Origin of the sequence: Pseudomonas syringae group sp. 243L2 (assembly GCF_032587875.1) — a bacterium.
Classification (GTDB): Bacteria; Pseudomonadota; Gammaproteobacteria; order Pseudomonadales; family Pseudomonadaceae; genus Aquipseudomonas; species Aquipseudomonas amygdali.
In genome coordinates, this window is record NZ_JAWHPL010000021.1 from 222,703 (window position 1) to 248,570 (window position 25,868).

Sequence of the window (25,868 nt, forward strand, 5' to 3'; positions counted from 1 at the left end):
AAGGGTCACTTCCACTGTGCCAGCAAAGGTTCGGCTGCCGGTGTTACAGCCCGCTCAAGCGCATTGGCGATACGCTCGGCGCGTAGCGCCATCAGCGAGAACGACTGGCTGTCGCTGATTCCGTGACTGCGTTCGGAAAGACCGTTGACCCAGATATTCGCGTCGCACTCGCCCTGCATAGCGATGCGGTAATCCCGATCAATCAGCAGGCCGCCATCCAGATCGGCCTTGAGCCATGGCTGCAAACCACTCAATAACGGCGGTATCAGGTACTGCTGATAACCGGTGCCGAGCACAACGGCATCGACTTCCAGCACCTGGGTGCGCTGGCTGAAGGTGTCGGTCAACTCGATCCGGTAGCCCTCGGCGCTGTGCTCGATGGCACTGATCAGGCTGTAAGCATGGGTCTGCAGACGCTTGCGTCCGGCGATGGAATCCTCGTAGATCAGCGAAAACAGCTTCTGACTTTCATCCGGGTCGATCCCGGCGTAGTTGGTCGAACGGCTCCAGTCGAGAAAGCGCTGCCGCGCTGCGGGGCTCAGGCTATGGAAGTAATCAACGTGATCCGGGGCAAACACCCGGTTGGGGAACTGCCCCAGTTGAGTGAGCTTGAAACCGGCAGAGCGATGCACTGACTGCACTTCGATAGCAGGATCGCGGCTGACCAGTTCCAGCACCGACTCACTGGCGCTCTGCCCCGAGCCCAGCACCAGCCAGCGCTTGGGCAAGTGTTCGCCAAAGGCTTGCAGGCGGGTTAGAAACTGCGAAGTGTGAAACAGCGTCGGGCCAAGCAGCGCCTCGAAGGCGTGTGGAATGCGCGGTGCGCTGCCGCTGGACAGCACGACATTGCGCGTCGTGAAACAGGCTTGCGGCGTGCAGACCTGTACTTCGTGCAAACGACCGTTGCGCAGCACAGGGTCAATCCCGGTGACCGGCGTGTTGAAGCAGGTCTGGCTATCCACTTGCCTGGAGACCCAAGCCAGATAATCCGACCATTCATGGCGACTGGCGGGACGGCCCAGCAGGCCGAAATCGAACATCCGACCCTGTTCCTTGAGGTACATGGCGAAGGAAAAGCGGCTGCGCGGGTTGCGCGGCGTCACCAGGTCGCGAAATACGTGATGGTTGATGTCAGTCCCGGCCAGCAACAGTTCGCGGTGCCATTGGCTGTCTTGCGCAGCTTCCAGATAGCGGATGGACAGCGAGCCGAGCGGGTCATTGGCCTCCCGTGCGTCTTCAAAAGCACAGGCCAGCGCGATGCCGGCGGGACCAAAGCCGATACAGACGGCGTCCGAGTGCAACGTGTGTGGTGTCGAGTTACCCATGAAATTCCTGTCCTTAGAGTTGGCGTGAAACGGTGTTCTTGGTTTTTCTTGCGGCTATCGGCTGACGGGGGTCAGTCCTGTGGGGCCCGGGGTCCAGACGCAGGTCATCGCGCCTCGCAGCTCGCCCCGATCAAAGCCAACTGCGCCCAGCGGTGTGTTGAAGGTGGTGTGCTGCAATGCGTCCAGCAGTTGCCCGGCGCAAAGACCGCCGTTGGCCAGTTCAGCCAGCACGTAAAGCATCAGCAGGCTTTCGCGAAAGTAGGTGTGTGGCTCGGCAGCGAAAAACGTTTGGTGTAGCGCGCTGGCATGGCAGCCATTTCCTGGGTGGTCAGGAGTGCCGAAACCGATGACGAACGTCTTGCCACGCTGGTCCTCTGCGCAGCCCAGGTACGGCGAGGCAGCGTCGTCAGTCAGCACCAGCGGGCGGTTACTCCCGGCCTGTCGTCGCGCCTGCCAGTGTTCGCGACTGGGCTTGAGGCGGCCGGCAAATACCTCGACATCAGCGTGCTCAGGCTCTTCGACGCGCTGCAATCCCGCGCGTACCAGTGCTTCGCAGATGGCAACGCACAAGGCCTGACCGTGAGCGCTGTCATCAGCCTGAACATGCACGCGGCGCCATTGACGGCTCGCCAGCCAGCTCACCAGGTCCCCCGCCAGTTGCCGGTCCGAGGGGCAGAAACGGAATGCGTTGGGGTGCTCAAGCGTCAGGCAATCAATCGTTGCTGCCGGTGTCAGCAGCGCGATACCGGCTTGCCGATACAGCGCGGCGGCGCTAAGGGCGGCGTCCGATGAAAAATGGCCAATAACCAGATCCGCTTTCCAGTCGATCATGTGCCGCGCCACTTCGGCCCCGCGAACGGCGTTGGCTCCGTCGTCGAGAAAGTGCCATTGCACCCGCGCAAGCCCCGGTACGCAATTGCGCGCCACGGCCAGCGCCCTCATGAAGGTCCGCGCGTGCGGCGTGTCGTGGGGGTCGAACAGTGCGCTGACCCCTACCCGCAGACCCGGCACGGGTGACGCGAGCGGTGTCATGGCTGTATCCCCGCCAGACTGGCAGCGGGCATGTGTCGGCGTGGCGACAATGCCGACCAGCCGAGGCTCGGCCGGTCCTTTCCTGCCAGATGACTGCGCAGTTGCTCGAAAGCGATACCGGCAACACCAGGAGCAAACTTGAACCCCAGTCCCGACATGCCTGCGGCCAGATAAACCGGGCTGTACTCGGCGCAGAAACCCAGCAGCGGACGACCGTCGGCGCTGTAACTGTCGAAACCCGGCAGCACATCCAGCACACGTGGGTGGGTTGCCGAACCGCACAGCCGGGCAATGCGCTTGCAGGCGTCTTCGGCATGCCGCGCATCAGGCTGTGCCAGATGCTCTGGCCAGAGGCTGTTATCGCGGCTGCCGCAGCCGGTCTGCACGATATGGCGGGTCAGCGGTATAGCGTAGCTCTGAGTAACCGCATCGATCACCGGCATTGACCAATCGCTGTCAGTCAGTACCCGGGCAAAGGGAATAGAACGGGCTTCCAGCCCCGCCTGCGGCACCAGATGCTGACTCCAGGCACCCGCAGCCACCACTACGGCCCGACAACGCAATGTAGCGTCCCCCATGTCGATATGTACGAGGTCCGCAGCACGACAATCGATGGCTTTGATCTCGCGATGCTCCAGCAGCAAGCCTTGCTGACGAACCACGTGGCACAGCGCAGCGACAGCCTGACGTACATTGCCGACGCAGGCGCGAGGTTCGAACAGGTTGACCCGCTCAACTGCCGGGCAGTGCGGATAGCGACCGCCATCGAGTTCATGGCCCGCCAGCAGACGCATCGGGTAGCGCTCGCTGCCGTGCTGCTCGATAGCCCGGCACAGATTATCCAGCTGGTCCATGGCGGTCCGGTAGATCACCCCGGTACGTCGCAGTGCGCTTGCGTAAGTGGTCGCGAAAATGCCGTCGTCCATCAGGCTGATGGACCACGCCGCAAGCTCCATCAGCAATGGATCGCTGTCGTACAGGCGAACCAGTCCGCCGGAATAACCGCTCGCCCCCAGGCTGCCGGCTGCGCCCTTGTCGATCAGAGCGACCGACACACCTGCGCTGCACAGCTTCGCCGCGATACTGGCGCCGGTAATCCCGGCGCCGATGACCGCTATCTCGTAATCGATGAACATGTGGTGCATCCGTTCAGATGGAGTATTCAGCGGCCGAGCCGTTCATGAGCGTGGCGTTGACCCGGGCTTCGGGCAGTCCGAATGCGGTCATGATCTGCGCTGACATTTCCGGAATCAGCGCCTTGCCAGCCACTGCGATGAACGCCGCCAGATGGCTGACGGGCCGACCTTCGGCCAGACGTGCGCGAGCAATGGCGATGACGTCGAGCAGCACCTGAGCCATGCCCTTCATAGAGAACTGCGCAGGCTCTGCAGCCCTGCTCCATTGCAGGCGTAACGCTTCCAACAGCCCGGCATCGGCCCCACAGATACCGCTCCACCAGTTGTCATCTCGATGCTTTCCAGCGTCCAGCAACGCGGGAAAAAATTCGTCGAATATCTGCTCCCGCCATGCGCGGAAATGCGTCAGACGAAAATCGCCTTCGCTTTGCTCGGGTGCGATGCTTGCCAGATACAGGCGCGCACTGTCGGCACAGGCTTCACGGGCCAGATCGCCGACCCAGATCGCATGATTGCGGCTGGTCGACAGGTTCAGGCCGTCCAGTTTCAGAAACTGATTGGGCATGAAGCGCTGGCGAACTTTGATATCGCGCAGCGCCGACAGCTGCGCCGGGTAGACGATGGCGTGGCTGAACACGCAGTCAAAACCGAGAAAATGCACCAGCGTGCCCTGTCCCGACTGCCAGTACTGACGGAACAGCTCCGGACGCCCGACGCTGTCGGCATATTCACGAAATGCCGCCATATAGCCCGCCAGCCCCATGAACCAGGTGTGGACCCGGCACGAGCCGTCGGCCTGCAGGTCAAGCCCGCCGTCGCCCGGACGGGTTACGCCCCAGTCATGCAAGTGCTCCAGCGTATCGCGTAGCCAGTTGTCGAGCGGCTTGCGCCATTGCTGGCCCAACAGACGATCACGCAAGTGCGGCTTGAAATCAGCCAGCTTCAGAAATGCACGATGGGCCTTTTTCCATTGCGACGGCTGCCTGCACAATTTGCAGTGCAGACTGGTCATCAACTCGGCGTCAGGGGCCTGAGCGCAGTTCTCGCACTGGCTGGCATCAGAATCGGCCCCACAGTAATTGCAGTTGCCTCGGGCAAATGCCTCGTAGCCCCACACATCGCAATCGGGGCAGTACGGCTCGCTGGAATCGCGAAACTCGATCGAGCCCGCTTCACGCAACGCGTTGAACACCTCGCCAACCGCCTCGGCAAACCATGGGTTGTTGTGCGGACGCATCCAGTTGTCGGGTTTGATGTTGATCGCCGCCAGCGACGCTTCGATGCGGTCGGAATTACGCCCGGCCAGCTCGACCGGATCAACGCCCTGCTCCAGTCCTTTGCGCAGCATGTAGGACTGGTAATCGTCGGAATAGGACACCAGCACACAGTCGTGACCGCGCTGGCGCTGGACCCGGGTGAACACGTCAGCGGCCAGAAACGGGCCGGCGATATGACCTATGTGCAAATCGCCATTCGGGGTGGGCGGCGTGATGGTCACGATGTACTTACTCATCGAGGCACCCCGTGGTTTCGCTGTGCTGAGCCACGAAAGCATTCACGTAGTTCATGTCCCACCACACCACATAGAAGTGGAAGTCCTCGGCGGAATCATTGATGACGTAATGATTGGTGTGTTTCGGAATCGCGGCGATATCGCCCACGACGAAATCCATTTGTTTTTCGCCGACCACCAGACGGGCGCTGCCCTTGATGGCAATGAAGATTTCCTGATCGATCTGGGTATGCGCTTCGCTGCTGGTGCCCGGACGGACCACGCACCAGCCGCCAGCGAACGGCATCGGGTAGCCTTCCCAAGGCAACAGACGACTGCCATCGAGCCCGTACTCGTGTACCAATGAGTCGAAGCGGGTTTTACGGTGTATATCGAACTTTTCCATGCTCAGTCCCGTACGTTTCAAGTCCGGTAAAGCATGAAATTGTTGCCAATTGTTGGCTATCCAATTGCCGGATAGCTCGCAGGTGAGAAATCGATTTTGCAGATGGCTGGCCACGCAAACACGTGCGGGTCATATGTTTTTTGGCAATGACGGGTATCAATAACGCTGATAATTGAATCAGGGGCGGCGGTGTTACCGTTGTCGGCGATGAACGAACATATCTCCCGGCCTCGCGAATCCGCGTCGCGAGGCCAGTGAATCTCTGCTCTGATTCATCACTCCTTTGGTTAGATCTTTTAAGCCACCCCGCTTGTGCGAGGTGGCTTTTTTTTGCCTAAAGATCAAACCCGTCCACCACATTGCGGCGTTCGTTCTCGCTGCGCATGTCGTAACTGGCGGTGGTCGAAATATGCGTGTGATGCGCAAGTTTCTGGGCAATCGACAGATCGAACTCTTCGATCACACGGGTGATGAACGAGCGCCGAAAATCGTGAGGCATGATGTTCACCCCCACCTGCCGCCCGCGTTGCTTGGCGATGAAGTAAATGGCATGTTTAGTGATTCTGTCGCGGGTGATGTGACTGCCGCGGCGAATCCGGTTGAACAGGAACGGGTCATCGCCCTGCCCCGGCTGCAAGCACGAGCGGCGCAGTTCCAGCCAGTCGTTCAGCGCCTTGAACGCCCACTCGGGGGCGTATTTGATCAACTGTTTGTTGCCTTTGCCCAGCACCCGCAGGCTGCGCTCGGCGAAATCGATCTGTGACAGGTCCAGGTTGACCGACTCCGACTTGCGCATTCCCGAACCGTACAGAATCGCAATGATCGCGGCATCGCGACGCCCTTGCGGCCTGGGGTCCGCAGCACAGGCTTGCATCAGTTCACGAATCAACGTGCGGCGGATATTACGGCCCTTGGCCAGACGCGTACCGCTGACCGGTTTGATCGAGCGAATCTTCAGTAATTGCTCGTGGCTGATCAGGTCGTGCCGCCAGGCTTCGTTCATTACACCGCGAATAGCGTTCACGTACAGCGAGGTGGTATTGGGTGCGTAGTCGTCTTCACGCAGCGTCGCGACCAGTGCGGTCACGTGGCCAGGCTGCAGGGTGTGCCAGGGAATGTCATGAATATCGACGTCAGCCATGCCCAGACGATCTGCCGCGTCCTGCAAAACGTAAGTCATGGTCAGGCGGCTTGAGGGTGCCAGGCGGTCGAGATAGAGGCGCAGTGGCTTGTTGACGTCGGGCAGCGAAGGCTGGCTGACAATGCGTGCGTCCTGATCGGTATAAGGGTCTTGCGGCATGTGGAACGACGCCTTTTCTGGTGCAAGCGCGCGCGAACAGCTGCGGCGCTCTTCATTCATATTCAGGCAGCCGACTTTAGCACGAGGGCCCTGCTGCGACACCTCTGGCGCGGCTCGTTCAGCTCAGCAGCTTCAGCCCACCCGGCAATCATCGGTAACACCCTGCAGCTTGAACGACGCGCTGCCTGGGATAGCCTTGGCCGACTTTTCCGGCCCTCAAGGCAAGCACGTATCTTGATTCCGCCCCTCGCTAGCAAAGCACATGGCCGTCGCGACGCGGCTGCGCATTTCTGGTTGCTGGCCCATCAGGTCAGTCAGCGCAGCGAGGCCGAACGCCTGGCGAACATTCAGGCAGGCTTTGCGCATGGCTGGATCCGCGCGGTACGCGACGCGCTGGCCCTCGGCCCGCGGCAAATGGAGGCGCTGTTCAATGCATCAATTTCAACGCTGGAACGTCGCCAGCGCCAGAAACAGCCATTGGACCCCGTGGCTTCGGAGCGTCTGGACCGCCTCGCAATGATCGCCAGTCACATCCTTCGCGTGCTTGAAACACCCGAGCGCGCCGGTCGCTGGCTGGTGACACCCAACGCAGCACTTGGCGGTTGCATCCCGTTGCAATTATGCGAAACCGGGCTAGGCACCGCCCGGATGCATCGCGCACTTGAACATGCGCAGTCAGGTGACAAGGGCGAACCCAGCGTTTTTTGACCGACTCAGCGCCCGGTGTCCACCACAACCCGGCCACGGATCTGACCCGCGATCAATTGCGGCGCGATGTCGATCACCTCGCTCAAACCGACTTCACGACTGATCAGCGGCAGCAGCGCCAGGTCCAGGTCGCTCGCCAGCCTGGACCAGGCTTCCAGCCGGTGAGCGCGCGGGCGAGTAACGCTGTCGATACCGGCCAGGGTGACGCCGCGCAGAATGAACGGTGCAACCGAGCCCGGAAACTCCATACCCTGCGCCAGACCGCAGGCCGCGACTACGCCGCGATAACGAATACCGGCGCACACATTGGCCAGCGTATAACTACCGACAGAGTCGATTGCCGCCGCCCATTGCTCCTTGACCAAAGGTCGCCCCGGCTGCGACAGGGTAGCCCGGTCGACGACCTGCGCTGCGCCGAGTTGATGCAAATATTCGCTTTCCGAAACACGCCCGGTGGAGGCAATCACCCGATAGCCAAGCCTGGCAAGAATAGCGATGGCGAAACTGCCGACTCCCCCATTGGCACCGGTCACCAGCACATCGCCGTGGTCGGGTGTCAAACCGTGCTTCTCAAGGGCCAGCACGCTGAGCATTGCGGTATAGCCCGCCGTGCCAATGGCCATCGCCTGCGCGGGCGTGAAAGCATCCGGCAATGGAATGAGCCATTCGCTCTTGAGCCGCGCCTTCTGTGCCAGACCGCCCCAGTGCCCTTCGCCAACACCCCAGCCATTGAGCAGGACGTTGTCACCCACCTTGTACTCAGGCGTATCGCTGGCTTGCACCGTACCCGCCAGATCAATACCCGGCACCATCGGAAAGCTGCGCACAATAGGGCTTTGGCCGGTGATTGCCAGCGCGTCCTTATAGTTCAGCGTGCTGTGCGACACGTTTATCGTCACGTCACCTGCAGGCAACTGTGCTTCGTCGATATCGGTCAGATTGACGCGATAACCTGCCTCATCCTTGTCGATCAAAATGCCCTTGAACATGTGCGCCTCCAATTTAGACTGATCGTCTTTAAATAGCCCTGAAAAAAAGTCATTGCGGCAAACCACGAAGGTAACCGGCAATAAACGTGTTCAGTGGTGTGTCGCTTTTGACCAGCCGGGCGCGGAGCACCGCCCCTTCCCAGCCGATCCAGAAAAACGCGGCCAATTCATCGCAATCGGCACTTCTAGCCAACTCACCATGCGCCTGTGCGGCCCTGAGGCAGCAGGCCAGCTTCGACTGCCAGTCCAGCAGCGTCTGCTCCAGTACGGCACGAAACCCCTCCGGCAACAGACCGACTTCCTGGCCCAGATTGCCGACCATGCAACCGCGTCGATAATCATGCCGCGCCATGCCGCTCTTGGCGCTCTGGACAAAACCGACCAGTCGCTCCAGTGGTGAAAGCGCTTCGTCCAGCAGCCAGTGGTCCAACCGCTGTGCAAAATAGCGAGCGTATTCATCCAGTACCGCCCGGCCGAAGGCTTCCTTGCTGGTGAAGTAGTGATAGAACGAGCCTTTGGGAATGCCGATTTCCTTGAGGATGTAATCCAGCCCGGTGGCCGAGAAGCTTTGCTCGGTGAGCACTTCCAGACCGCGGCGCAACAGTGCCTCGCGGGTTTCGAGGTTATCGCGGTCCACTTTCGGTGGCCGCCCGGGGCGTCTGGTTTTTACAGGCAATTGAGTCATGCAGGAATATTAGACCGATCGTTTTTTATGTCAACCTCGCCGCGCGGTCTATGTGTTGCGCCGGAAATGCCGTTTGCCATTCACGCTATTCTCGCGCTCAATGCCCTGTGCATGACTGCCCGAATACAAGCCGGAGAAACACATGAGCCAATGGCCGGACACCCGCATTATTGACCTGTTAACTATAGAGCTGCCGGTGCTGCAAGCGCCTATGGCCGGAGCCACCGGATCACAAATGGCCATTGCTGTCGCGAAGGCTGGCGGGCTGGCATCGCTGCCCTGCGCAATGCTGACCCCTGAGCAAATCGAACAGGAAGTCACCACCTTTCGGCAACATACCGGCAATCTGCCCCTGAACCTGAACTTCTTCTGCCATCAGGCTCCGGCCTACGATGCCGAACGCGCCGAGCATTGGAAACAGGCACTTAAACCCTATTACGAAGAGTTGGGGGCCGATTTCGATGCGCCGACGCCCGTCTCCAACCGTGCCCCTTTCGACAGCGCCACCTGTGCTCTGGTCGAGCGCCTGAAGCCGGAGGTGGTGAGCTTCCACTTCGGCCTTCCCGAGCGAGCGCTACTGGAACGGGTCAGAGCCACCGGGGCAAAGATCATTTCATCGGCGACCACGGTCGAGGAAGCCGTCTGGCTGGAGCAGCATGGCTGCGATGCGGTAATCGCCATGGGCTACGAAGCCGGTGGTCATCGGGGCCTGTTCCTCAGCGATCAACTGCACACTCAAGTCGGCACTCTGGCGCTGGTGCCGCAAATAGTGGACGCCGTGCGCATTCCGGTCATCGCTGCGGGTGGTATTGCAGATGGTCGCGGGGTTGCGGCGGCGTTTGTTCTGGGTGCCTCGGCGGTACAGGTAGGTACGGCGTATCTGTTCTGCCCTGAAGCCAGCGTCAGTGCACTGCATCGCCAGGCGCTGCACACTGCAACGGACAGCCAGACTGCGCTGACCAACCTCTTCACCGGGCGTCCGGCGCGCGGTATCGTCAACCGGATCATGCGCGAAGCTGGCCCCGTCAGCCCACTCGCCCCTGCGTTCCCGCTGGCAGGCGGTGCCTTGATGCCGTTGCGCGCACAAGCGGAAAAACAGGGCAGCAGTGACTTTACCAACCTCTGGGCAGGTCAGGCAGTTGGTATCAAACACCAGTTGGGTGCGACCGAACTGACTCGGCAACTGGCTGAAAACGCGCTGAAAATTCTCTCACCCCGGTAAAACAGTGCTTTCAGAACAACAGGCTATCGCTATATATTTAACTATATAGCGAAACGCCTTTATTTCGACGGCGTGCGTTTTCATCATCAAGGAGCTGTTCCATGCGAACGACCAAGCTGCGCGCCATTCTCAAGTTTTCTGCCCTGGCCTTCGCCGTATCAGCTACAGCCAACGCGTTTGCCGACGAGGTGCAGGTCGCCGTCGCAGCCAATTTCACAGCGCCCATTCAGGCGATTGCCACTGACTTTGAGAAGGACACCGGCCACAAGCTTGTTGCCGCGTTTGGCGCTACCGGTCAGTTCTACACACAGATCAAGAATGGTGCCCCTTTCGAGGTGTTCCTGTCGGCCGACGACACCACCCCGGCAAAGCTTGAGCAGGAAGGCGACACCGTCAAGGGCTCGCGTTTCACGTATGCGGTGGGCACCCTGGCGCTGTGGTCGGCCAAGGACGGTTATGTAGACAGCAAGGGCGAAGTGCTCAAGGCCAATCAGTATCAACACTTGTCCATCGCCAACCCAAAAGCTGCCCCTTATGGCCTGGCAGCGACGCAAGTGCTGAGCAAACTGGGTCTGACCGACGCAACCAAAGCCAAGATCGTGGAGGGCCAGAGCATTACTCAGGCCTACCAGTTCGTTTCCACCGGCAATGCGGAACTTGGCTTTGTGGCCCTGTCGCAGATCTACAAGGACGGCAAACTGACCAGCGGGTCGGCCTGGATCGTGCCGGACGCCCTGCATGACCCGATCAAGCAAGACGCCGTCATCCTCAACAAGGGCAAGGACAACGCCGCTGCCAAGGCGCTGGTCGAGTACCTGAAAGGCCCGAAAGCCGCCGCCATCATCAAGTCCTTCGGATACCAGCTGTAAATGCCACTGGGAAGTGCCGACATCGCGGCGATCTGGCTGACACTGAAGCTGGCGTCATTGACCACCGTCATCCTGTTGATCATCGGCACGCCCATCGCGCTGTGGCTGGCGCGCACTGATTCATGGCTCAAGGGGCCGATTGGCGCGGTCGTCGCCCTGCCCCTGGTTTTGCCGCCGACAGTCATCGGCTTTTATCTGCTGCTGTTGCTTGGCCCCAACGGAGCTGTGGGCCAGCTCACCCAGAGCCTGGGACTGGGCACGCTGACTTTCAGCTTTGCCGGACTGGTGATCGGCTCGGTCCTGTACTCGATGCCTTTCGTCGTCCAGCCGTTACAGAACGCATTTGCAGCCATTGGCACCCGTCCGCTGGAGGTGGCAGCCACGTTGAGAGCGGGTCCATGGGACACGTTCTTCCGCGTGATTCTGCCGCTGGCAAAGCCTGGCTTTATCACTGGGGCGATTCTGGGATTCGCGCACACGGTCGGCGAGTTCGGCGTGGTGCTGATGATTGGCGGCAACATCCCCGAGAAAACCCGTGTGGTGTCAGTACAGATTTTCGATCACGTCGAGTCCATGGAGTACCTGCAAGCACACTGGCTGGCCGGAGCGATGCTGGTGTTCTCCTTTCTGGTGCTGTTGGCGCTGTATTCCAGCGGTAAATCCAAAGCAGGATGGAGCTGAGTCATGGCCTCACCGATAGAAATCCGCCTGCACATGACCTACCCGGATTTCACCGTGCGTACCGACCTGACCCTGCCGGGGTCGGGCATCACCGCACTGTTCGGGCCTTCAGGCTCGGGCAAGACCACCTGCCTGCGCTGCATTGCCGGGCTGGAAAAAGCTGGCCAGGGCTTCATTCGTGTTCATGATGAAGTCTGGCAAGACACTGAAAAAGGCGTTTTCCTCGCTCCGCACAAACGGGCGATCGGCTATGTATTTCAGGAAGCCAGCCTGTTCCCGCACCTGTCCGTGCGGGCCAATCTTGAATTCGGCATGAAACGCATCCCGCGTCAGCAGCGCAACATTCAATTGCCGCAGGCCACTGAACTGCTCGGCATCGACCATCTGCTGGAGCGCAGCCCTGACAAGCTGTCCGGTGGGGAGCGTCAGCGCGTGGGCATTGCACGCGCACTGTTGACCAGCCCGCGCCTGATGCTGCTCGATGAACCTCTGGCAGCGCTGGACGCCAGGCGCAAAAGTGAAATCCTGCCGTACCTGGAACGCCTGCATCGGGAGCTGGACATCCCCATGCTGTATGTCAGCCACGCTCAGGATGAGGTTGCACGCCTGGCAGATCATCTGGTGCTGCTTGAAGCCGGCAACGTACTGGCCAGCGGCCCGATTCGCGAAACACTGGCGCGGCTGGACCTGCCACTGGCCATGGGCGGCGATGCGGGCGTGGTCATTGAAGGCACGGTCAGTGCCTATGATCGTCATTACCAGTTACTGAGCGTGACGCTGCCCGACAGCACATTGTGCATGCGCGTCGCACACGCCGAAATGCAGATCGGCACCCTTCTGCGCGTCAAGGTTCAGGCCCGGGATGTCAGCCTGAACCTGCAACCCGACGATCAAAGCAGCATTCTCAACCGCTTGCCGGTCACGGTGGTACAGGAAGCGCTGGCCGACAACTCGGCACATGTGCTGGTGAAACTGGACGCCGGGGGCACGCCTTTGCTCGCGCGCATCACGCGCTACTCCAGTGACCAGTTGAACCTGCACAGAGGCCAGTCGCTTTGGGCGCAGATCAAAGCGGTTGCCGTACTGGCCTGATGCCCTGAAAAACCGGTCAGTCAGCAAATAAACGGCACCACGGTAAAAGACCGAGGTCAGTGTTTTTAACTGCCTTTGGAAATTAGCCATGCCTGACTCGACTGCCATCAGCCAGCCCGCCAGTGACCTGCATTATGTAGACGACACTCAGCCGGGCCTTACGCGCAAGGTACTGCGCGGCAAATTCGCCTACTTCAACATTGAGGGTAAACGCATCAAGGACGAGTCGGAGATAAAGCGCATCAACGCGCTGGCAGTCCCGCCCGCCTACACCGATGTGTGGATCTGTGCCGACCCGATGGGCCACCTGCAGGCTACCGGACGTGACGCACGCGGCCGCAAACAATACCGCTACCATCCGCGCTGGCGCGAGATACGCGATCAGGACAAATACTCGCGCCTGATAGAGTTCGGTCATGCGCTGCCCAAGGTTCGCAAGCAGATAGAAGCACAACTCGCGCAGCCGGGCATGGGCCGGGAAAAGGTCATGGCGACGGTCATTTCATTGCTGGATGCGACGCTGATCCGCATCGGCAACAGCCAGTACGCCAAGGAAAACCGCTCATACGGCCTGACCACGCTGCGCAACAAGCATGTCGAGGTCAAGGGCGGCCAGATCCTCTTTGAGTTCCGGGGTAAAAGCGGCGTTGAACACAAGGTCAGCGTCAAGGACCGGCGCTTGGCCAATGTGATCAAGCGTTGCATGGAATTGCCGGGACAAAACCTCTTTCAGTACCTGGACGAAGATGGCGTGCGCCATGCGGTGACGTCATCCGATATCAACGCCTACCTGCAAAGCCTTACCGGCTCGGATTTCACCGCCAAGGATTACCGGACCTGGGCAGCGAGTGCTCTGGCGCTCGCGACGTTGCAGAAACTGCATTGGGAGCCGGAGGCCGACGCCAAGCGGCACATCGTCGATATGGTCAAGGCGGTCTCGAAACAACTGGGAAACACCCCTGCCATCTGCCGAAAATGCTACATCCACCCCGCAGTACTGGAAGGCTTCCTGCTCGGCAACCTGGCCAAACTCCCCCGCTCCCGGCAACGCAAAGGCCTGCGCCTGGAGGAAGTCGCCTTGGCGAGCTACCTGCGATTACTGGCTGACAAGGTCGAGGCTGTAGTGAGCGATGCGGTGGTGAAAGAGAGCAAAGCCTGAGCCGTCTGAACGCGGCACGTCAGCCTTTGCTCCAATAAAATTTCGTAGCCTCATGATTTACCAAGCATTTCCGGCAGGCAAAAAAGCGGCATTCCGAGTCATTTGTGACGCTTTCAAGCTTGCTTCATGGGTGCCGGGTGTATATATTCCCTGCTCTTGGCGCTACCGCCCCGATGGCGAAATTGGTAGACGCAAGGGACTTAAAATCCCTCGTCCTTTGGACGTGCCGGTTCGACCCCGGCTCGGGGCACCATATATAGATCAAGGGCTTACAGGGCATTTTGCTCGGTAGGCCCTTTTTGTTTTGTTCCGCAAAAACAGTCGTGGTCCGCAATTCCAAAAAAACTCCTTCTCCGGCGTCCTGCTGACGAACACCACTCCCCAAATCTGAAAGACTCAACTGCTGTATACAAATACAGCAGTTGAGAATCCCCCATCATGAACATCGACTACGCCGAAGACTGAGTGTTTCGCGGATGCCTTTTCAATAGCTATCGGTGAAGCTTCAGACCCGATTGGGCGCAAGGCCAGTCGGGTTTCCTTGTCTCTGTTCGCCGGCACGATCGCAAGCATGCAACCCGGGCCGCCCCCCCAACCGATGACAACCTTACAAATGCGAGGCACACGCTGGATTCCTGCTCTTCCTCTTGGAAATGTTCAGGTTTGAAAGCATCATCTCCAGAACCCTACCCAGATGCCAGGCGCGGTCGTACAGATCCCGGATCTACTGCCTACTTTCCCCTGAATACTCTTGTGCAGATTTGATCGACAACAAATGCCATCGCGATCATCCAGCCGACAAAAAATACCGTCCGTGTGCCGTGATCTATTCCAGGTATCTCAAACCCAAGCCACGCACCTGCAAACATCAGAGGCACAAACAAAACAAGGGCAAGCAATCGTTCTAAAAGCCTGTTCACACTTGAAACTCCACATAAAAAGCGTGAGTCAGTTTAAGCCTCTTCATGCTGCCAGAGCCCAAGGCGCTGACTTCTCGCCCTCGGAAATATGCAAGGCTACTCTTTCAGTTGAAATGGGTCGTATAACCAAAACCATGAAGACGGTTCAGCAAAGTCCACGTGAGATAGCCTATCGACGGGACGATGGCGACCGTTTCAGGTATCGCTGCAAACTGGAGAGTGAGCGAGTCATTTGGAGAACATCCCTGAGTGATACCGGCGAATGGGATCGCTGGGGCTTGCTGCGCAGTCTTCACGTCTGTCGCTGCACTCCAGTAACCTGAACACCCAGGATGCAAGACGGAACCCGAGCCTGGGAGCACCCTGCGGTTAAAGCGCAGACCTTGCAGAATGCCGATTTACTCACCAAAGTCGACATCAAATGCTTGGTAAAACGCCATCGGCGACTCTGCAACAATCCAGAGCAGAAGAATGCAATGGTGACCCTTTTTGCCCTCTGGCAACACTGCCGAATCTATTATTGCCGGCTCAAGCTCACCGCGGTGTTTGTTAAAAGGCTGAAGAAGGGAAATTTTTTCGTCAAAAGGGTTCTCTTGAAAGTGATTGCGAGTCAATCGGGTGCTCTCGTCCCATCCATCTTTGGTAATGAACCAACGATAACCACGCGTCACATGAGGCGCTTCATACCTCCAGGTTACGTCAAACGTACTCCCACTTTTCACGCTCAGGCGAGGCCAGCCTTCAGTGTTAATGATGCCCTTCTTTTTCAGTGCCTCAGTGAGCTCTGCATCGGTGTAATTCAAACAGTCGCGCTCATCAGTCCAGCCTGCACTCACTATCAGTCCATCTACTGGCGGGGCAGCACTATCAACATCGCCATCTGCATACTCGTCTGAGCGAGGAAAATCGTGTGCAGGGCCTTCTAATTTATCAGGGAAGTTTTTGCCGCTTTCTATTCCGTGCAGATGCCACTCCAGTACCATCCCCTGATCCATGGCATACGAGCCCCGCGATGCAGGCTCGATAACCCTGCCGTGTCTGGGTTGCTTACTATCAGATTCACTCATTTCCATATCCTCAATTGTTGAATAAGGCATGCCTTGCCTGTCGCACAATTGAAGACCTGCTTCCATGGGCCGGATAGCTAGCAGTACAGCCAGTAGATTTTTCTGTGAAAACCTGAAACGTGAGGGTTGGTGAACTACCCAACCCGCCACCGTTGTTGTACGTGCCCGCAGCACTTAAAGCATGAAGTTAATCCGAAATATATTCCCCTCGGGGTCCAGCAAAACCGCCTGATACCAATGGTAATACGTCAGATACGGCGCCTTGATCAATCGCGCACCCAGCGCCACTGCTTGAGGCACCAACCTGTCCACCTCGGATTGCTCATCGACATCAATGTTGAGGAGAAACCGGCAACCGGTGCTACCAGTAAACTCATCCAGCCCCAACAATTCGTAGGCATCGAGTGCATTGAAACCGATGCAGGATTTGCCTGTATCCAGCCCACGAAAAATAGGCGACCTGATGGCCTCGATTTCACTGAAGCCGAACAGCTTCGAGTAAAAACCGCTTAAACCGATGATGTCCTGCGCGAACACGTTGACGTATGAAAGTGTGCTCATATCAGGCTACCTTGCTGCCGCCGAAGGTCGTCTGTTTGACGAACTTGGCCAGCAAGTGATCGCCCGAAGTCACCGGCGCGTGCCGTGGCGTGGTGCCAGGCGGCAGGCAACCGGGCAGGCACTCGATCAAGGTGTCGTAGTTGGGTTGATGGAAGAACACCAGTGACTGCCGACGGTTGTCCTGCTCACTGCTAATGGGCGGGTTGACCACGCGGTGCAGGGTGGAAATCCACTGGTCGTTGGTCCACTGCATCATCAGGTCGCCGATGTTGACCACAAAACCGTTCTCGACATAGGGCACATCGACCCATTCGCCTTGCTGATTACGTACCTGCAAGCCGCCCAGTGCATTATCAGGGCGCACGATGGTCAGGCTGCCGTAGTCGGTATGCGCACTGGCGCGCAACTGGCCGGCTTCGACTTCGGTCTTGATGTCCGGGTAACTCAGGCTGCGGAACATACTGATATGCCGGTCGATTCTGTCATCAAAAAAGCACTCGTCCAGCTCCAATGCCAGGGCAAACAGGCGCATCAACGATTGCGCCAGTTCACTCATCGCCTCGAAATAAGCTTGATACGCCTCTTTGAACCCAGGCAACAACGCTTCAGCAGGCCAGACATTCGGCGCGAAATGCGAACCTGCTTCGGCGTTGTGGTAATAATCTTCATTCGGCACGTTGCTTGGCCCGATGGAGAAGGATTCCTTCAGATCTCCCGGCGCACTTTCTTCCAGAGAATATGAAAGGCTCTCCTCGGCTATCGCGCTGTACCCACGCACCATCTCCGGGCTGGGACGATCAACCTTGCGTTTTTCCGCCAGCGGCAAATCAAAGAACTGGCGGGTCAAACCGGAGACCTTATCAATAAGTTCTTTGGGAATCTGGTGCTCGGTGATTACCAGAAACCCAATGTCCTTACACGCTTGATTGACTGCCTGCGCCACGGCTGCCTTGCCGTCCGGTTCTCCTGAAAAATAAGGGGCCAGGTTGATAATGGGCACATAGTGCAGAGTCATACGGCTGCTTCCTCTCGCTGACACGGTGCGGGAAAGTTTCACCGGCAAGGGTGAAGGTCAGCGAGACGAGAGCAGAAAGCATGCCACTGCAAGAATTCACAATTCATACAAACAGTTAGCCGTATCGACCGTTCAAGCCAGATCAAACGGTCTGAAACGGAACGCATGGTTTGAATGCGCACAGATGAAAAACGGCCCAGAACTGCGCACATTTATCTCCCGTGCGGATACGCACTTTCAATACGCCGGATGACCTCGGCGGTCGTGGTGACCTCTCCGAACTCATAGGCAATAGTCGTCAGCGATATACGCTGAACGTCTGCGGCTGAAACTGCACCAAAACCGACATCCGGGTAGTCCATCGCAGCATTGGCGTCACTCAGGGCGATAACCTTGTATTCCCGGTGCACGCCGTCCCTGATCGTGGTTTCACAACACACGTTGGTGACCGTACCGCAGACAATGATCGTGTCGACATCCCGCGCGCGCAGCACCGTGTCCAGGTCCGTGTTGTGAAAGCCGCTGTAGAACAGCTTGTCGACAATCACATCACCCGACTGGGGCGCGAGCGCTTCGATAACCTCAACGTCCGGATCATGCCGTGCCAGTATCTGATCCACATTCGGGTACAAATCGCGCATGCGCCCGGTGTCCGAACCATCGCCGCGCACGATATGGCGCAGATAAACCACCGTCACCTGAGCAGCTCGTGCGGCCTGCAGCAGCTTCTGGATCGGCTGGACGATATCCGCCGTACTTTTTACGTACAACGCTCCAGTGGGCTCACAAAAGACTTTTTGCATGTCTACGACGATGACCGCCGTTCTGCGCGGGTTGATCGGCCATCGGACAAGGGGTTTGCTCATCGGGTTTACCTCGGTTATGCCTGACAGGCTGGTTGGGCATGGCAAGCAATAATCGTGCTGCATGTGACAGATCAATTCCCGGCGAAACAACCATACATTGAACACCCACGGCGATCATGCAACACCGACGGGCATGTGCCTCACGCGCTCGCTCTGCCGTCCCAATTGCATTGAAAACACAAGGAACGTAGTCATGAAGCCAGGTTTCGTAACGCAAAAAGAGTCATGTGTGCCTCATCTGAAAATTCAGTGCCTGCTATTGCTCACGCTTGCTTTGACGGGATGCGGAACAATCAACACAACGTTCAGGCCCGATTCCGTCGCAGGTGAAAAGCTCACTGACTGGAAATCAAATTGCTCCTCCATTCCGCGCGTTTACAGCGGAGTTATGCTCGATTTCTGTGAACTGAACGCAGAGCCCAAACAGAGTAGCGCTTATCAGAAGACCAATGCTCCCGAGTGGGTTCTACTGGACATGGGCTTATCAGGCATCGTAGATACATTGCTCCTGCCTTACACGATTTATCAGCAAAACCAATACGGCTATATCAACGCAAGCCGCTTTAAATAGCGGCCGAGCTCGGTTTTCAAACCCCATCACTTTCATCGCGCCCAATAAAAAACCCCGCAGACGTTAATCTGCGGGGCTTTGAATAGTGGAGGCCGAGGTCGGAATCGAACCGGCGTAGGCGGATTTGCAATCCGCTGCATAACCATTTTGCTACTCGGCCTCAAACGAAAGATGCTTCACTTAAACATCAAACGTATTTTCATTTCGCGGGAAACCGGTATTTCTTTGGTTTCCAACCCATTGAATCTAAAGGGTTTTTTTCAATTCCTCGCTCAGGAATGGACGCAATTCTGTACTGGTTCGCATGTCATGTCAAGAACGAGGAGAAAATAATTCGCTCACTGCGCGCAGGTGTAACAGCTAATCAACCTGACGCTCCAGAGGCGCATACGGTTTGAAGAAGCCTGCCCCCATCCAGTGCGGTGTTTTTTCTGTGGTCAATGGCTGGGCGCGCTGGTAGCTGTTCGCGTTTTTCGAATAGCCCTTGTGGTCGTACTCGGCCATGAACGGGTACGGGAAGACCTTGCGGGTACGCCCGCGATTACCGACGTTTTCCTTGACCATCGATGCTGGCAGGGCTTTTGGCAGCGGTTTCTGCCGGTTGCCAGCCTTCTCGGGGCCTGCCTGTCGGGCAACAATCGCATCCGGTGCCTGGCTTTTTTCAACCCAGGCCATGATCGGCGTCAGCAGATCAACCAGGCTTGGCCCTTCCCCGCCGCCGCAGTGATAAACACCGGGCAACATATATAGCCGTGAGAACGCCTCGGTGCGTGTCTTGCCCATCTGTGCTTCGACCGCCTCGTGGTACGCCAGGGTGTTGAGCGGCGAGATGTTCGGGTCGGCCCAGCCGTGCCAGAGAATCAGCTTGCCGCCGCGGCTGGCGAATGGTGACAGGTCCGGGTTGGTGGCATCGTATAGCGCATGCAGCGGGCGTAGTTGATCAAAGGTTTTCTTGTCGAAGTCCAGTGCGTTCAGATCGAAATCCGCGCTCGGGTTCTTTTCGAACACCACATTGCGAATGGCCTCCAGTGCAGCCGTTTCGCTGTAGACGGGCTGATCGGCGCTGACCGGTACGAATACGCCCGCCCAGGCCAGTTCCGAGCCAGGCTGCGGCCCGCCCAAGGTCAAATGTTCGCCACTGACAGGGTCTTTCGGCCCCTCGTAAAAACGTCTGACAGCAGCCACTTCTTCTGCGCTCAGGCAATTGGCAGTGTCGGCTGCTGTCTTGCATTGCAGTACGGCGGGGTCGAAGTGGCAGATGCGTGGGTCCGCTACAAGGCCATCGATTTGCCCGTCCAGCACATCACATTGGGCGAGTACGGCCTTGTGCAGCAGTGGCAGTCTGGACGCGAGGAGAATCGGCTTGCCGTCTGCCCCTCGGTTGGAGCGGGCCATCCAGCCGTGGTACAGCGTTTTCTGTACCTGAAAGTTGAGCGCAGGAGCCCCGGCGATGATGCCGTCGAAATCGTCCGGGTAACGCTGGGCCTCGATCAGGGCCTCGCGGCCGCCGTCCGAGCAGCCACTGAAGTAGGCGTATTCGGCTTTGCGGCCATAAAACGCAGTGATCAGTTTCTTCGACGCCAGCGCGGTGAGGTGCACGCCACGGTGAGCGAAATCGGCGCGTTTCTGCGGGTCGTCGCCAAAATGGTTATCTGCCGCCTGATGCCCCATGTCGGTGGAGGCTACTGCAAATGCACCGGTATCAAGCGGCTTACAGCCATCAGCGGCGCGTACGGTCGAGTTGATGTTGCCACACAGCCCACCGCAGCCGACTTGCAGGTAGCGTTGTGCCCAAGTGCCGGTAGGCAGTTCAAGCCTGAAGTTTATCTGCGGTGCCAATCGGCCTTCCACGGCACACACTGCTACATCGTTGCGCATTGATTCACTGGCCGATAGCACACGACTGCCCTGCCCGCCGATATCGTTGAGGTCCACGCCGGTCAGCGCAGAGCACGCGCTGACCGGCTTGACCACCGCAAGCCGGGCAATGTTATCGGCAGTTGCAGAGGACGGCGTACGAGCCTGGGCTGGCGTCTGAATGATAAGTGAAGTGACCAGCAGCGACAGAGCGCGGACGTACTTCGGCTGGGAGGGTTTCATGAGAACTCCTGTTCATGAAGGATCAAAACCACAGTGCGAGCACCTAAATGACCGCACTGCAGGTAAGGGTAAAACGTTTAAGCGAGGCAATTATTCAAAGGCTAGTAGAAAAAGTCATCCCGGATTCCATCCGCCGCCCATGACCTTGTAGAGCGTTACCCGGTTGCTCTGCTCGGTAAGGCGAAGGGAAATCAGCTCCTGCTCGGCACTGTACAGCGAGCGCTGGGACTCAAGTGCCTCCAGATAACTCTGCGACCCGCCGCGATACAGGGCATCGGCCAGTTCGTAGCTCTTGCGACTGGCATCGGTATAGGCCTGTTGTGCAGCCACCCGCTCGTCCAGCGTGCTGCGCACCGCCAGTGCATCGGCCACTTCTTTGAACGCAGTCTGAATCGTCTGCTGATAGGTCTGGATCTGAATCTGGTTTTCCACCTTGGCCGAGTCAAGCGTGGCCTGATTGGACCCGCCATCGAAAATCGGCACGCTGATGCTCGGCGCAAAGCTCCATGAGCCGCTCCCGGACGTGAACAGACCTGACAGGCTGGTACTGGCAGAGCCTGCATTGGCGGTGAGGGTGATGCTGGGGAAGAACGCGGCACGCGCTGCGCCAATGTCGATGTTCGCTGCTTTGAGGCTGTGTTCGGCGCTCAGCACATCCGGACGACGTTGCAGCAGGCTGGAGGGCAATTCGTCCGGCACCTGCACCAGTTGCGCCACGGATGGCACGTCGGCAGTGGGCAGAAGCTCCTCCGGCAGATCGCTGCCCACCAGCAGGCGCAGGGCGTTGCGGTCCTGAAGAATCTGGCTTTTATACTGCGCCACATCGCCCCTCGCCGACTCTACCGTGGTTTGCGCCTGAGCCACTTCCAGGCCGGAAGAGCCGCCCAGAGCATGGCTGCTTCTGGTCAGGTCGTAGCTTTGCTGCTGGCTGGCCAGCGTATCTTCAGCCAGTTTCAAAAGCTGGTTGTCGGCAGCCAGGGTGAGCCAGCCGGTCGCGACTTCGGCAATCAGGCTGATCTGCGTGCTGCGCCGGGTTTCGGTCAAGGCCAGGTAATCCTCGAGCGCTTCGTCCTGAAGGTTCTGGATACGCCCGAACACATCCAGTTCATAGCTGCTCAAACCCAGTTGCGCGCTGTACTCATGGCTGATCGACGACTTTCCGGTCATTGAGGTCGATGACGGCGTGCGTGTATGCGTGCCGCTACCACTGGCATCAATGGTCGGCAGGCTCGCTGCACGCTCGATACGGTATTGAGCCTGGGCTTTCTCGACATTCAGGCTGGCCAGGCGCAGATCACGGTTATTCACCAACGCCAGGGTTTGCAGACGTACCAAACGCTTGTCGGTGAAAAAGTTCTGCCAGTCGATATCCGTGGGCACGCTGCCTGACGCAACAGGTTGGCCCGCCGTCGCCGCCAGCCATTGGTTCGATACAGGCGCTTCGGGGCGTTGATAATCCGGAGCCAGGTTGACGCAGCCTGTGAGCAGCGCCGTGACAGCCAGCGAAGGCCAGAAAAGACGCATCATGCTTCACCTGTAGATGTGGATTGGGCAACCGGAGCATTGCCTGCAGAACGACTGAAGCGGCGACGGACTTCGACGAAGAACAGCGGCACCAGAAAAATACCCAGCACGGTGGCGCTGAACATACCGCCCAGCACGCCAGTGCCGATTGCATTGCGCCCAGCCGAGCCTGCGCCGGTGCTGAGGGCCAGCGGCAGCACACCGAACATGAACGCCAGCGAAGTCATCAGAATCGGACGCAGTCGTTGCCGGGCGGCAAGAAGGGTCGCTTCATGCAGGCTTTTGCCCTGTTCCTGAAGATGTTTGGCGAACTCGACGATCAGAATCGCGTTTTTCGCCGCCAGGCCCACGGTGGTCAGCAAGCCCACCTGAAAGTACACGTCATTACTCAAACCGCTGAGCCGTGTCGCCAGAACCGCGCCGACAACGCCCAGAGGCACCACGAGCATGACCGAAAACGGTACTGACCAGCTTTCATACAAAGCCGCCAGGCAGAGGAACACGAACAGCACTGAAACCGCGTAGAGCATGGGCGCCTGAGCGCCGGACAAACGCAGTTGATAGGACTGCCCGGTCCACTCGTAACCGATGCCTTCGGGAAGTTGCTTGATGATTGCTTCAACGGCATCCATTGCCGTGCCCGAGCTGACACCCGGCGCAGGATCACCCACCACTTCAAGCGACGAATTGCCGTTGTAGCGTTCCAGCAACGGCGAGCCATAGCTCCAGCTACTGCGGGCAAACGACGAGAACGGGACCATTTCGTCATTGCTGTTGCGCACGAACCAGTGGTTCAGATCGGCTGATTGCATGCGCGAAGCAGCCTCGCCCTGCACGTAGACTTTCTTCACTCGCCCCTGGTTGAGGAAATCATTGATGTAGCTGCCACCCAGCGCAGTGGACAGGGTCGAATTGATGTCGCTGGTAGACAGGCTCAGCGCACCGGCCTTGCGGTCATCGATGGTCACTTTTAACTGTGGGGTGTCGTCCAGGCCGTTGCTGCGCACGCCCAGCAAGCTCGGGTCCTTCTTCGCCAGCTCGATAAACTGCTCGCGTGCCGCGACCAGCGCCTCATGCCCCACGCCGCCAAGGTCCTTGAGCTGCACATCAAACCCCGAACTCTGCCCCAGCCCGCGCACCGCAGGCGGTTGCATGACAAACACGCTGGCGTCGCCAATGCTTGCCAGCGCCAGAGTCGCCCGCTGCGCCAGCTGCGCGGCGCCCTGCCCCTTGCCGGAACGCTCACTCCAGTCCTTGAGCTTGATGAACGCCCTGGCGGTGTTCTGGCTGTTACCGCCCATCCCCAGCCCGGAGATACTGATCAGTGCCTCGACCTCCGGCTGCTTGAGCATGTAGGTCTCGAACTGCCGCATCACCGCCTGCGTACGGCTGTCGGTAGCGCCTACCGGCAGCTGGATCTGCGCCATCAGCGCGCCCTGGTCCTCATCCGGCAAAAACGATGTGGGCAGGCTGACATAACCCACCGCCATGGCCACCAGCACCAGCACGTACACCAGCAGAGCCCGCCCGCGATGGTTGATCACACCGCTTACGCCTCGCTGGTAACGGTCGGCGCTGCGGTCGAAGGAACGGTTGAACCAGCCGAAAAAGCCGCCCCGTTGTGCATGCAACTGAGCGTCCGAGGCTTTGAGCATCGTCGCGCACAACGCTGGCGTCAGGGTCATTGCAACCAGTACAGAGAGCAGCATGGCCGAAACGATAGTCACCGAAAACTGCCGGTAGATAATCCCGGTGGAGCCGCTGAAAAAGGCCATCGGGATGAATACGGCGCTCAGCACCAGCGCGATGCCGATCAGCGCACTGGTAATTTCATCCATCGATTTGCGGGTCGCCTCCAGCGGGCTCAGTTGCTCTTCGCTCATGACCCGCTCGACGTTTTCCACCACCACAATCGCATCGTCGACCAGCAGGCCGATGGCCAGGACCATGGCAAACATGGTCAGGGTATTGATCGAATAACCAAACAGCGCCAGCACGCCGAACGTGCCCAGCAGCACCACCGGTACGGTAATCGCCGGAATCAGCGTGGCGCGCAGGTTCTGCATGAACAGAAACATGATCAGCACCACCAGTACGATTGCCTCACCCAGCGACTTCACCACTTCTTTGATCGACAGGCTCACGAACGGTGTCGTGTCATAGGCAATCACCGTCTTCAGTTGCATCTGCGTAGGGTAGAACGGTTCCAGTTCCTTGAGTTTGGCCTTGATCGCTTCGCCAACGCTCAGCGCGTTTGCGCCTGACGCCAGTTGAATGCCCATTGCCGCCGCAGGCCTGCCATTGAGCGCCGAATTGATGTCGTAGCTCTCGCTGCCCAGTTCCACCCGCGCCACATCGCGCAGGAGCACAACAGCACCGTCGCTGGAAGATTTGACGACCACGTTTTCGAATTGCTCAGGCGTCTGCAGCTTGCTGCGGGCGCTGATGGTCGCGTTCAGTTGCTGGCCGGTCACCGCAGGCAAGGCGCCCAACTGGCCTGCCGAGACTTCGGTGTTCTGCGCCTCCAGCGCCGAGCTGATGTCGGAGGGCATCAGTGCGTACTTTTCCAGCCTGGCCGGGTCCAGCCAGATACGCATGGCGTAACCCGAACCCAGAGTCTGCACGTCGCCGACGCCATTCACACGGCTGAGTTGGTCGAGCAGCGTGCTGGAAATGTAATCACCTATCTGCGTACCCGTGACACTTTCGTTATCGGATGCCAGGGCAACCAGCATCAGAAAATCGGAACTGCCCTTGGTCACCGTCAAACCTTCACTCTGCACGCTTTGCGGCAAACGTGATTCAGCCTGTTGCAGCTTGTTCTGCACCTGCATCTGCGCCACATCAGGGTCGGTGCCTGCGGCGAAGGTCAGGTTGATGTTCGCACTGCCCGCAGAGCTGCTGGAGGCGGACATATAAGTCAGCCGGTCCAGCCCCTTCATCTGCTGCTCGATGACCTGGGTAACCGAGTCTTCGACGGTCTTGGCCGATGCGCCAGTGTAGGTGGCCGAGATCTTTACCGTCGGTGGCGCGATATTGGGGTATTGCTCAAGTGGCAGCTGGCTGATGGACAACCCGCCGGCGAACATGATGCAAATGGCAATGACCCAGGCGAAGATGGGGCGATCAATGAAGAAACGAGCCATGT

The 25,868-nt window shown here is 58.6% G+C and carries 23 protein-coding genes and 2 tRNA genes; 8 read left to right on the forward strand and 17 right to left on the reverse strand.

Annotation, left to right across the window (positions count from 1 at the left end):
• Nucleotides 1-5: 5 nt before the first annotated feature.
• From RYB66_RS14065 to xerC, 6 genes are all read right to left on the reverse strand, one after another.
• Nucleotides 6-1,325, reverse strand: coding sequence for a lysine N(6)-hydroxylase/L-ornithine N(5)-oxygenase family protein (locus tag RYB66_RS14065; protein ID WP_005743773.1), 1,320 nt, complete (start codon nucleotides 1,323-1,325; stop codon nucleotides 6-8).
• Nucleotides 1,326-1,379: 54 nt separating this feature from the next.
• Nucleotides 1,380-2,357, reverse strand: coding sequence for an ABC transporter substrate-binding protein (locus RYB66_RS14070; protein ID WP_057403946.1), 978 nt, complete (start codon nucleotides 2,355-2,357; stop codon nucleotides 1,380-1,382).
• The gene (locus tag RYB66_RS14075) at nucleotides 2,354-3,493 is read right to left on the reverse strand and encodes an NAD(P)/FAD-dependent oxidoreductase (protein WP_005743775.1); all 1,140 of its coding nucleotides are present in this window, start codon (nucleotides 3,491-3,493) and stop codon (nucleotides 2,354-2,356) included. Before RYB66_RS14075 ends, RYB66_RS14070 begins: the two co-directional genes overlap by 4 nt.
• Nucleotides 3,494-3,506: 13 nt before the next feature.
• Nucleotides 3,507-5,006 (reverse strand): methionine--tRNA ligase, encoded by a 1,500-nt coding sequence (locus RYB66_RS14080; protein WP_005777075.1) that lies wholly within the window; start codon nucleotides 5,004-5,006, stop codon nucleotides 3,507-3,509.
• The gene (locus RYB66_RS14085; protein ID WP_002553433.1) at nucleotides 4,999-5,391 is read right to left on the reverse strand and encodes a cupin domain-containing protein; all 393 of its coding nucleotides are present in this window, start codon (nucleotides 5,389-5,391) and stop codon (nucleotides 4,999-5,001) included. Before RYB66_RS14085 ends, RYB66_RS14080 begins: the two co-directional genes overlap by 8 nt.
• Nucleotides 5,392-5,725: 334 nt before the next feature.
• Nucleotides 5,726-6,691, reverse strand: coding sequence for a tyrosine recombinase XerC (xerC, locus tag RYB66_RS14090; protein WP_005743777.1), 966 nt, complete (start codon nucleotides 6,689-6,691; stop codon nucleotides 5,726-5,728).
• Nucleotides 6,692-6,925: 234 nt separating this feature from the next.
• On the opposite strand from xerC, the gene RYB66_RS14095 reads away from it, so the two are divergent.
• On the forward strand, nucleotides 6,926-7,399 hold the full coding sequence (locus RYB66_RS14095) for an antitoxin Xre-like helix-turn-helix domain-containing protein (RefSeq protein ID WP_005777073.1): 474 nt from the start codon (nucleotides 6,926-6,928) through the stop codon (nucleotides 7,397-7,399).
• A gap of 5 nt (nucleotides 7,400-7,404) precedes the next feature.
• Here RYB66_RS14095 and RYB66_RS14100 read toward each other — a convergent pair whose 3' ends face one another.
• Together RYB66_RS14100 and RYB66_RS14105 are read right to left on the reverse strand one after the other, a co-directional pair.
• A complete protein-coding gene (locus RYB66_RS14100) occupies nucleotides 7,405-8,388 on the reverse strand; it encodes an MDR family oxidoreductase (protein WP_057403945.1) in 984 nt (327 codons plus the stop codon).
• Nucleotides 8,389-8,437: 49 nt separating this feature from the next.
• A complete protein-coding gene (locus tag RYB66_RS14105; RefSeq protein WP_016981564.1) occupies nucleotides 8,438-9,073 on the reverse strand; it encodes a TetR/AcrR family transcriptional regulator in 636 nt (211 codons plus the stop codon).
• A 142-nt stretch (nucleotides 9,074-9,215) separates the two neighbouring features.
• Here RYB66_RS14105 and RYB66_RS14110 point away from each other — a divergent pair, with 142 nt between their 5' ends.
• From RYB66_RS14110 to RYB66_RS14135, 6 genes are all read left to right on the forward strand, one after another.
• Entirely contained in the window at nucleotides 9,216-10,295 is a 1,080-nt protein-coding gene (locus tag RYB66_RS14110) for an NAD(P)H-dependent flavin oxidoreductase (RefSeq protein WP_002553427.1), read from the forward strand.
• Nucleotides 10,296-10,396: 101 nt separating this feature from the next.
• Complete coding sequence (modA, locus tag RYB66_RS14115; RefSeq protein WP_005743781.1) at nucleotides 10,397-11,164, forward strand: molybdate ABC transporter substrate-binding protein; 768 nt, start codon at nucleotides 10,397-10,399, stop codon at nucleotides 11,162-11,164.
• Nucleotides 11,165-11,845, forward strand: coding sequence for a molybdate ABC transporter permease subunit (gene modB / locus RYB66_RS14120; RefSeq protein ID WP_005743783.1), 681 nt, complete (start codon nucleotides 11,165-11,167; stop codon nucleotides 11,843-11,845).
• A gap of 3 nt (nucleotides 11,846-11,848) precedes the next feature.
• Nucleotides 11,849-12,937, forward strand: a complete 1,089-nt coding sequence (modC, locus tag RYB66_RS14125) for a molybdenum ABC transporter ATP-binding protein (RefSeq protein WP_005743784.1) — start codon at nucleotides 11,849-11,851, stop codon at nucleotides 12,935-12,937.
• 88 nt (nucleotides 12,938-13,025) lie between these two features.
• A complete protein-coding gene (locus tag RYB66_RS14130) occupies nucleotides 13,026-14,096 on the forward strand; it encodes a DNA topoisomerase IB (protein ID WP_004665279.1) in 1,071 nt (356 codons plus the stop codon).
• A 167-nt stretch (nucleotides 14,097-14,263) separates the two neighbouring features.
• Nucleotides 14,264-14,349 (forward strand) — tRNA-Leu (locus RYB66_RS14135).
• A gap of 478 nt (nucleotides 14,350-14,827) precedes the next feature.
• On the opposite strand, the gene RYB66_RS14140 is transcribed toward RYB66_RS14135, so the two are convergent.
• From RYB66_RS14140 to RYB66_RS14160, 5 genes are all read right to left on the reverse strand, one after another.
• Complete coding sequence (locus tag RYB66_RS14140; RefSeq protein ID WP_080725955.1) at nucleotides 14,828-15,016, reverse strand: hypothetical protein; 189 nt, start codon at nucleotides 15,014-15,016, stop codon at nucleotides 14,828-14,830.
• A 398-nt stretch (nucleotides 15,017-15,414) separates the two neighbouring features.
• On the reverse strand, nucleotides 15,415-16,089 hold the full coding sequence (locus tag RYB66_RS14145; protein WP_080725956.1) for a lytic polysaccharide monooxygenase auxiliary activity family 9 protein: 675 nt from the start codon (nucleotides 16,087-16,089) through the stop codon (nucleotides 15,415-15,417).
• 168 nt (nucleotides 16,090-16,257) lie between these two features.
• Nucleotides 16,258-16,644, reverse strand: a complete 387-nt coding sequence (locus RYB66_RS14150; protein ID WP_002553400.1) for a VOC family protein — start codon at nucleotides 16,642-16,644, stop codon at nucleotides 16,258-16,260.
• Between the two features lies 1 nt (nucleotide 16,645).
• Entirely contained in the window at nucleotides 16,646-17,659 is a 1,014-nt protein-coding gene (locus RYB66_RS14155) for an isopenicillin N synthase family dioxygenase (RefSeq protein WP_044323259.1), read from the reverse strand.
• Between the two features lie 212 nt (nucleotides 17,660-17,871).
• Nucleotides 17,872-18,525, reverse strand: a complete 654-nt coding sequence (locus tag RYB66_RS14160) for an isochorismatase family cysteine hydrolase (RefSeq protein WP_005743803.1) — start codon at nucleotides 18,523-18,525, stop codon at nucleotides 17,872-17,874.
• A 193-nt stretch (nucleotides 18,526-18,718) separates the two neighbouring features.
• On the opposite strand from RYB66_RS14160, the gene RYB66_RS14165 reads away from it, so the two are divergent.
• A complete protein-coding gene (locus RYB66_RS14165) occupies nucleotides 18,719-19,096 on the forward strand; it encodes a YceK/YidQ family lipoprotein (protein WP_004665266.1) in 378 nt (125 codons plus the stop codon).
• Between the two features lie 86 nt (nucleotides 19,097-19,182).
• On the opposite strand, the gene RYB66_RS14170 is transcribed toward RYB66_RS14165, so the two are convergent.
• From RYB66_RS14170 to RYB66_RS14185, 4 genes are all read right to left on the reverse strand, one after another.
• Nucleotides 19,183-19,256 (reverse strand) — tRNA-Cys (locus RYB66_RS14170).
• Between the two features lie 200 nt (nucleotides 19,257-19,456).
• Entirely contained in the window at nucleotides 19,457-21,196 is a 1,740-nt protein-coding gene (locus RYB66_RS14175; protein ID WP_005777057.1) for a tannase/feruloyl esterase family alpha/beta hydrolase, read from the reverse strand.
• 114 nt (nucleotides 21,197-21,310) lie between these two features.
• Nucleotides 21,311-22,720, reverse strand: coding sequence for an efflux transporter outer membrane subunit (locus RYB66_RS14180; RefSeq protein WP_046832838.1), 1,410 nt, complete (start codon nucleotides 22,718-22,720; stop codon nucleotides 21,311-21,313).
• A complete protein-coding gene (locus tag RYB66_RS14185; RefSeq protein ID WP_005777053.1) occupies nucleotides 22,720-25,866 on the reverse strand; it encodes an efflux RND transporter permease subunit in 3,147 nt (1,048 codons plus the stop codon). The genes RYB66_RS14180 and RYB66_RS14185 overlap by 1 nt, the downstream gene beginning before the upstream one ends.
• Between the last annotated feature and the right edge of the window lie 2 nt (nucleotides 25,867-25,868).

Excerpts from the sequence above, each read along its gene's own strand:
- RYB66_RS14065 (WP_005743773.1), bottom strand. The coding sequence starts at position 1,325 with ATGGGTAACTCGACACCACACACGTTGCACTCGGACGCCGTCTGTATC.
- RYB66_RS14070 (WP_057403946.1), bottom strand. The coding sequence starts at position 2,357 with ATGACACCGCTCGCGTCACCCGTGCCGGGTCTGCGGGTAGGGGTCAGC.
- RYB66_RS14075 (WP_005743775.1), bottom strand. The coding sequence starts at position 3,493 with ATGTTCATCGATTACGAGATAGCGGTCATCGGCGCCGGGATTACCGGC.
- RYB66_RS14080 (WP_005777075.1), bottom strand. The coding sequence starts at position 5,006 with ATGAGTAAGTACATCGTGACCATCACGCCGCCCACCCCGAATGGCGAT.
- RYB66_RS14085 (WP_002553433.1), bottom strand. The coding sequence starts at position 5,391 with ATGGAAAAGTTCGATATACACCGTAAAACCCGCTTCGACTCATTGGTA.
- xerC (WP_005743777.1), bottom strand. The coding sequence starts at position 6,691 with ATGCCGCAAGACCCTTATACCGATCAGGACGCACGCATTGTCAGCCAG.
- RYB66_RS14100 (WP_057403945.1), bottom strand. The coding sequence starts at position 8,388 with ATGTTCAAGGGCATTTTGATCGACAAGGATGAGGCAGGTTATCGCGTC.
- RYB66_RS14105 (WP_016981564.1), bottom strand. The coding sequence starts at position 9,073 with ATGACTCAATTGCCTGTAAAAACCAGACGCCCCGGGCGGCCACCGAAA.
- RYB66_RS14110 (WP_002553427.1), top strand. The coding sequence starts at position 9,216 with ATGAGCCAATGGCCGGACACCCGCATTATTGACCTGTTAACTATAGAG.
- modA (WP_005743781.1), top strand. The coding sequence starts at position 10,397 with ATGCGAACGACCAAGCTGCGCGCCATTCTCAAGTTTTCTGCCCTGGCC.
- modB (WP_005743783.1), top strand. The coding sequence starts at position 11,165 with ATGCCACTGGGAAGTGCCGACATCGCGGCGATCTGGCTGACACTGAAG.
- modC (WP_005743784.1), top strand. The coding sequence starts at position 11,849 with ATGGCCTCACCGATAGAAATCCGCCTGCACATGACCTACCCGGATTTC.
- RYB66_RS14130 (WP_004665279.1), top strand. The coding sequence starts at position 13,026 with ATGCCTGACTCGACTGCCATCAGCCAGCCCGCCAGTGACCTGCATTAT.
- RYB66_RS14145 (WP_080725956.1), bottom strand. The coding sequence starts at position 16,089 with ATGGAAATGAGTGAATCTGATAGTAAGCAACCCAGACACGGCAGGGTT.
- RYB66_RS14150 (WP_002553400.1), bottom strand. The coding sequence starts at position 16,644 with ATGAGCACACTTTCATACGTCAACGTGTTCGCGCAGGACATCATCGGT.
- RYB66_RS14155 (WP_044323259.1), bottom strand. The coding sequence starts at position 17,659 with ATGACTCTGCACTATGTGCCCATTATCAACCTGGCCCCTTATTTTTCA.
- RYB66_RS14160 (WP_005743803.1), bottom strand. The coding sequence starts at position 18,525 with ATGAGCAAACCCCTTGTCCGATGGCCGATCAACCCGCGCAGAACGGCG.
- RYB66_RS14165 (WP_004665266.1), top strand. The coding sequence starts at position 18,719 with ATGAAGCCAGGTTTCGTAACGCAAAAAGAGTCATGTGTGCCTCATCTG.
- RYB66_RS14175 (WP_005777057.1), bottom strand. The coding sequence starts at position 21,196 with ATGAAACCCTCCCAGCCGAAGTACGTCCGCGCTCTGTCGCTGCTGGTC.
- RYB66_RS14180 (WP_046832838.1), bottom strand. The coding sequence starts at position 22,720 with ATGCGTCTTTTCTGGCCTTCGCTGGCTGTCACGGCGCTGCTCACAGGC.
- RYB66_RS14185 (WP_005777053.1), bottom strand. The coding sequence starts at position 25,866 with ATGGCTCGTTTCTTCATTGATCGCCCCATCTTCGCCTGGGTCATTGCC.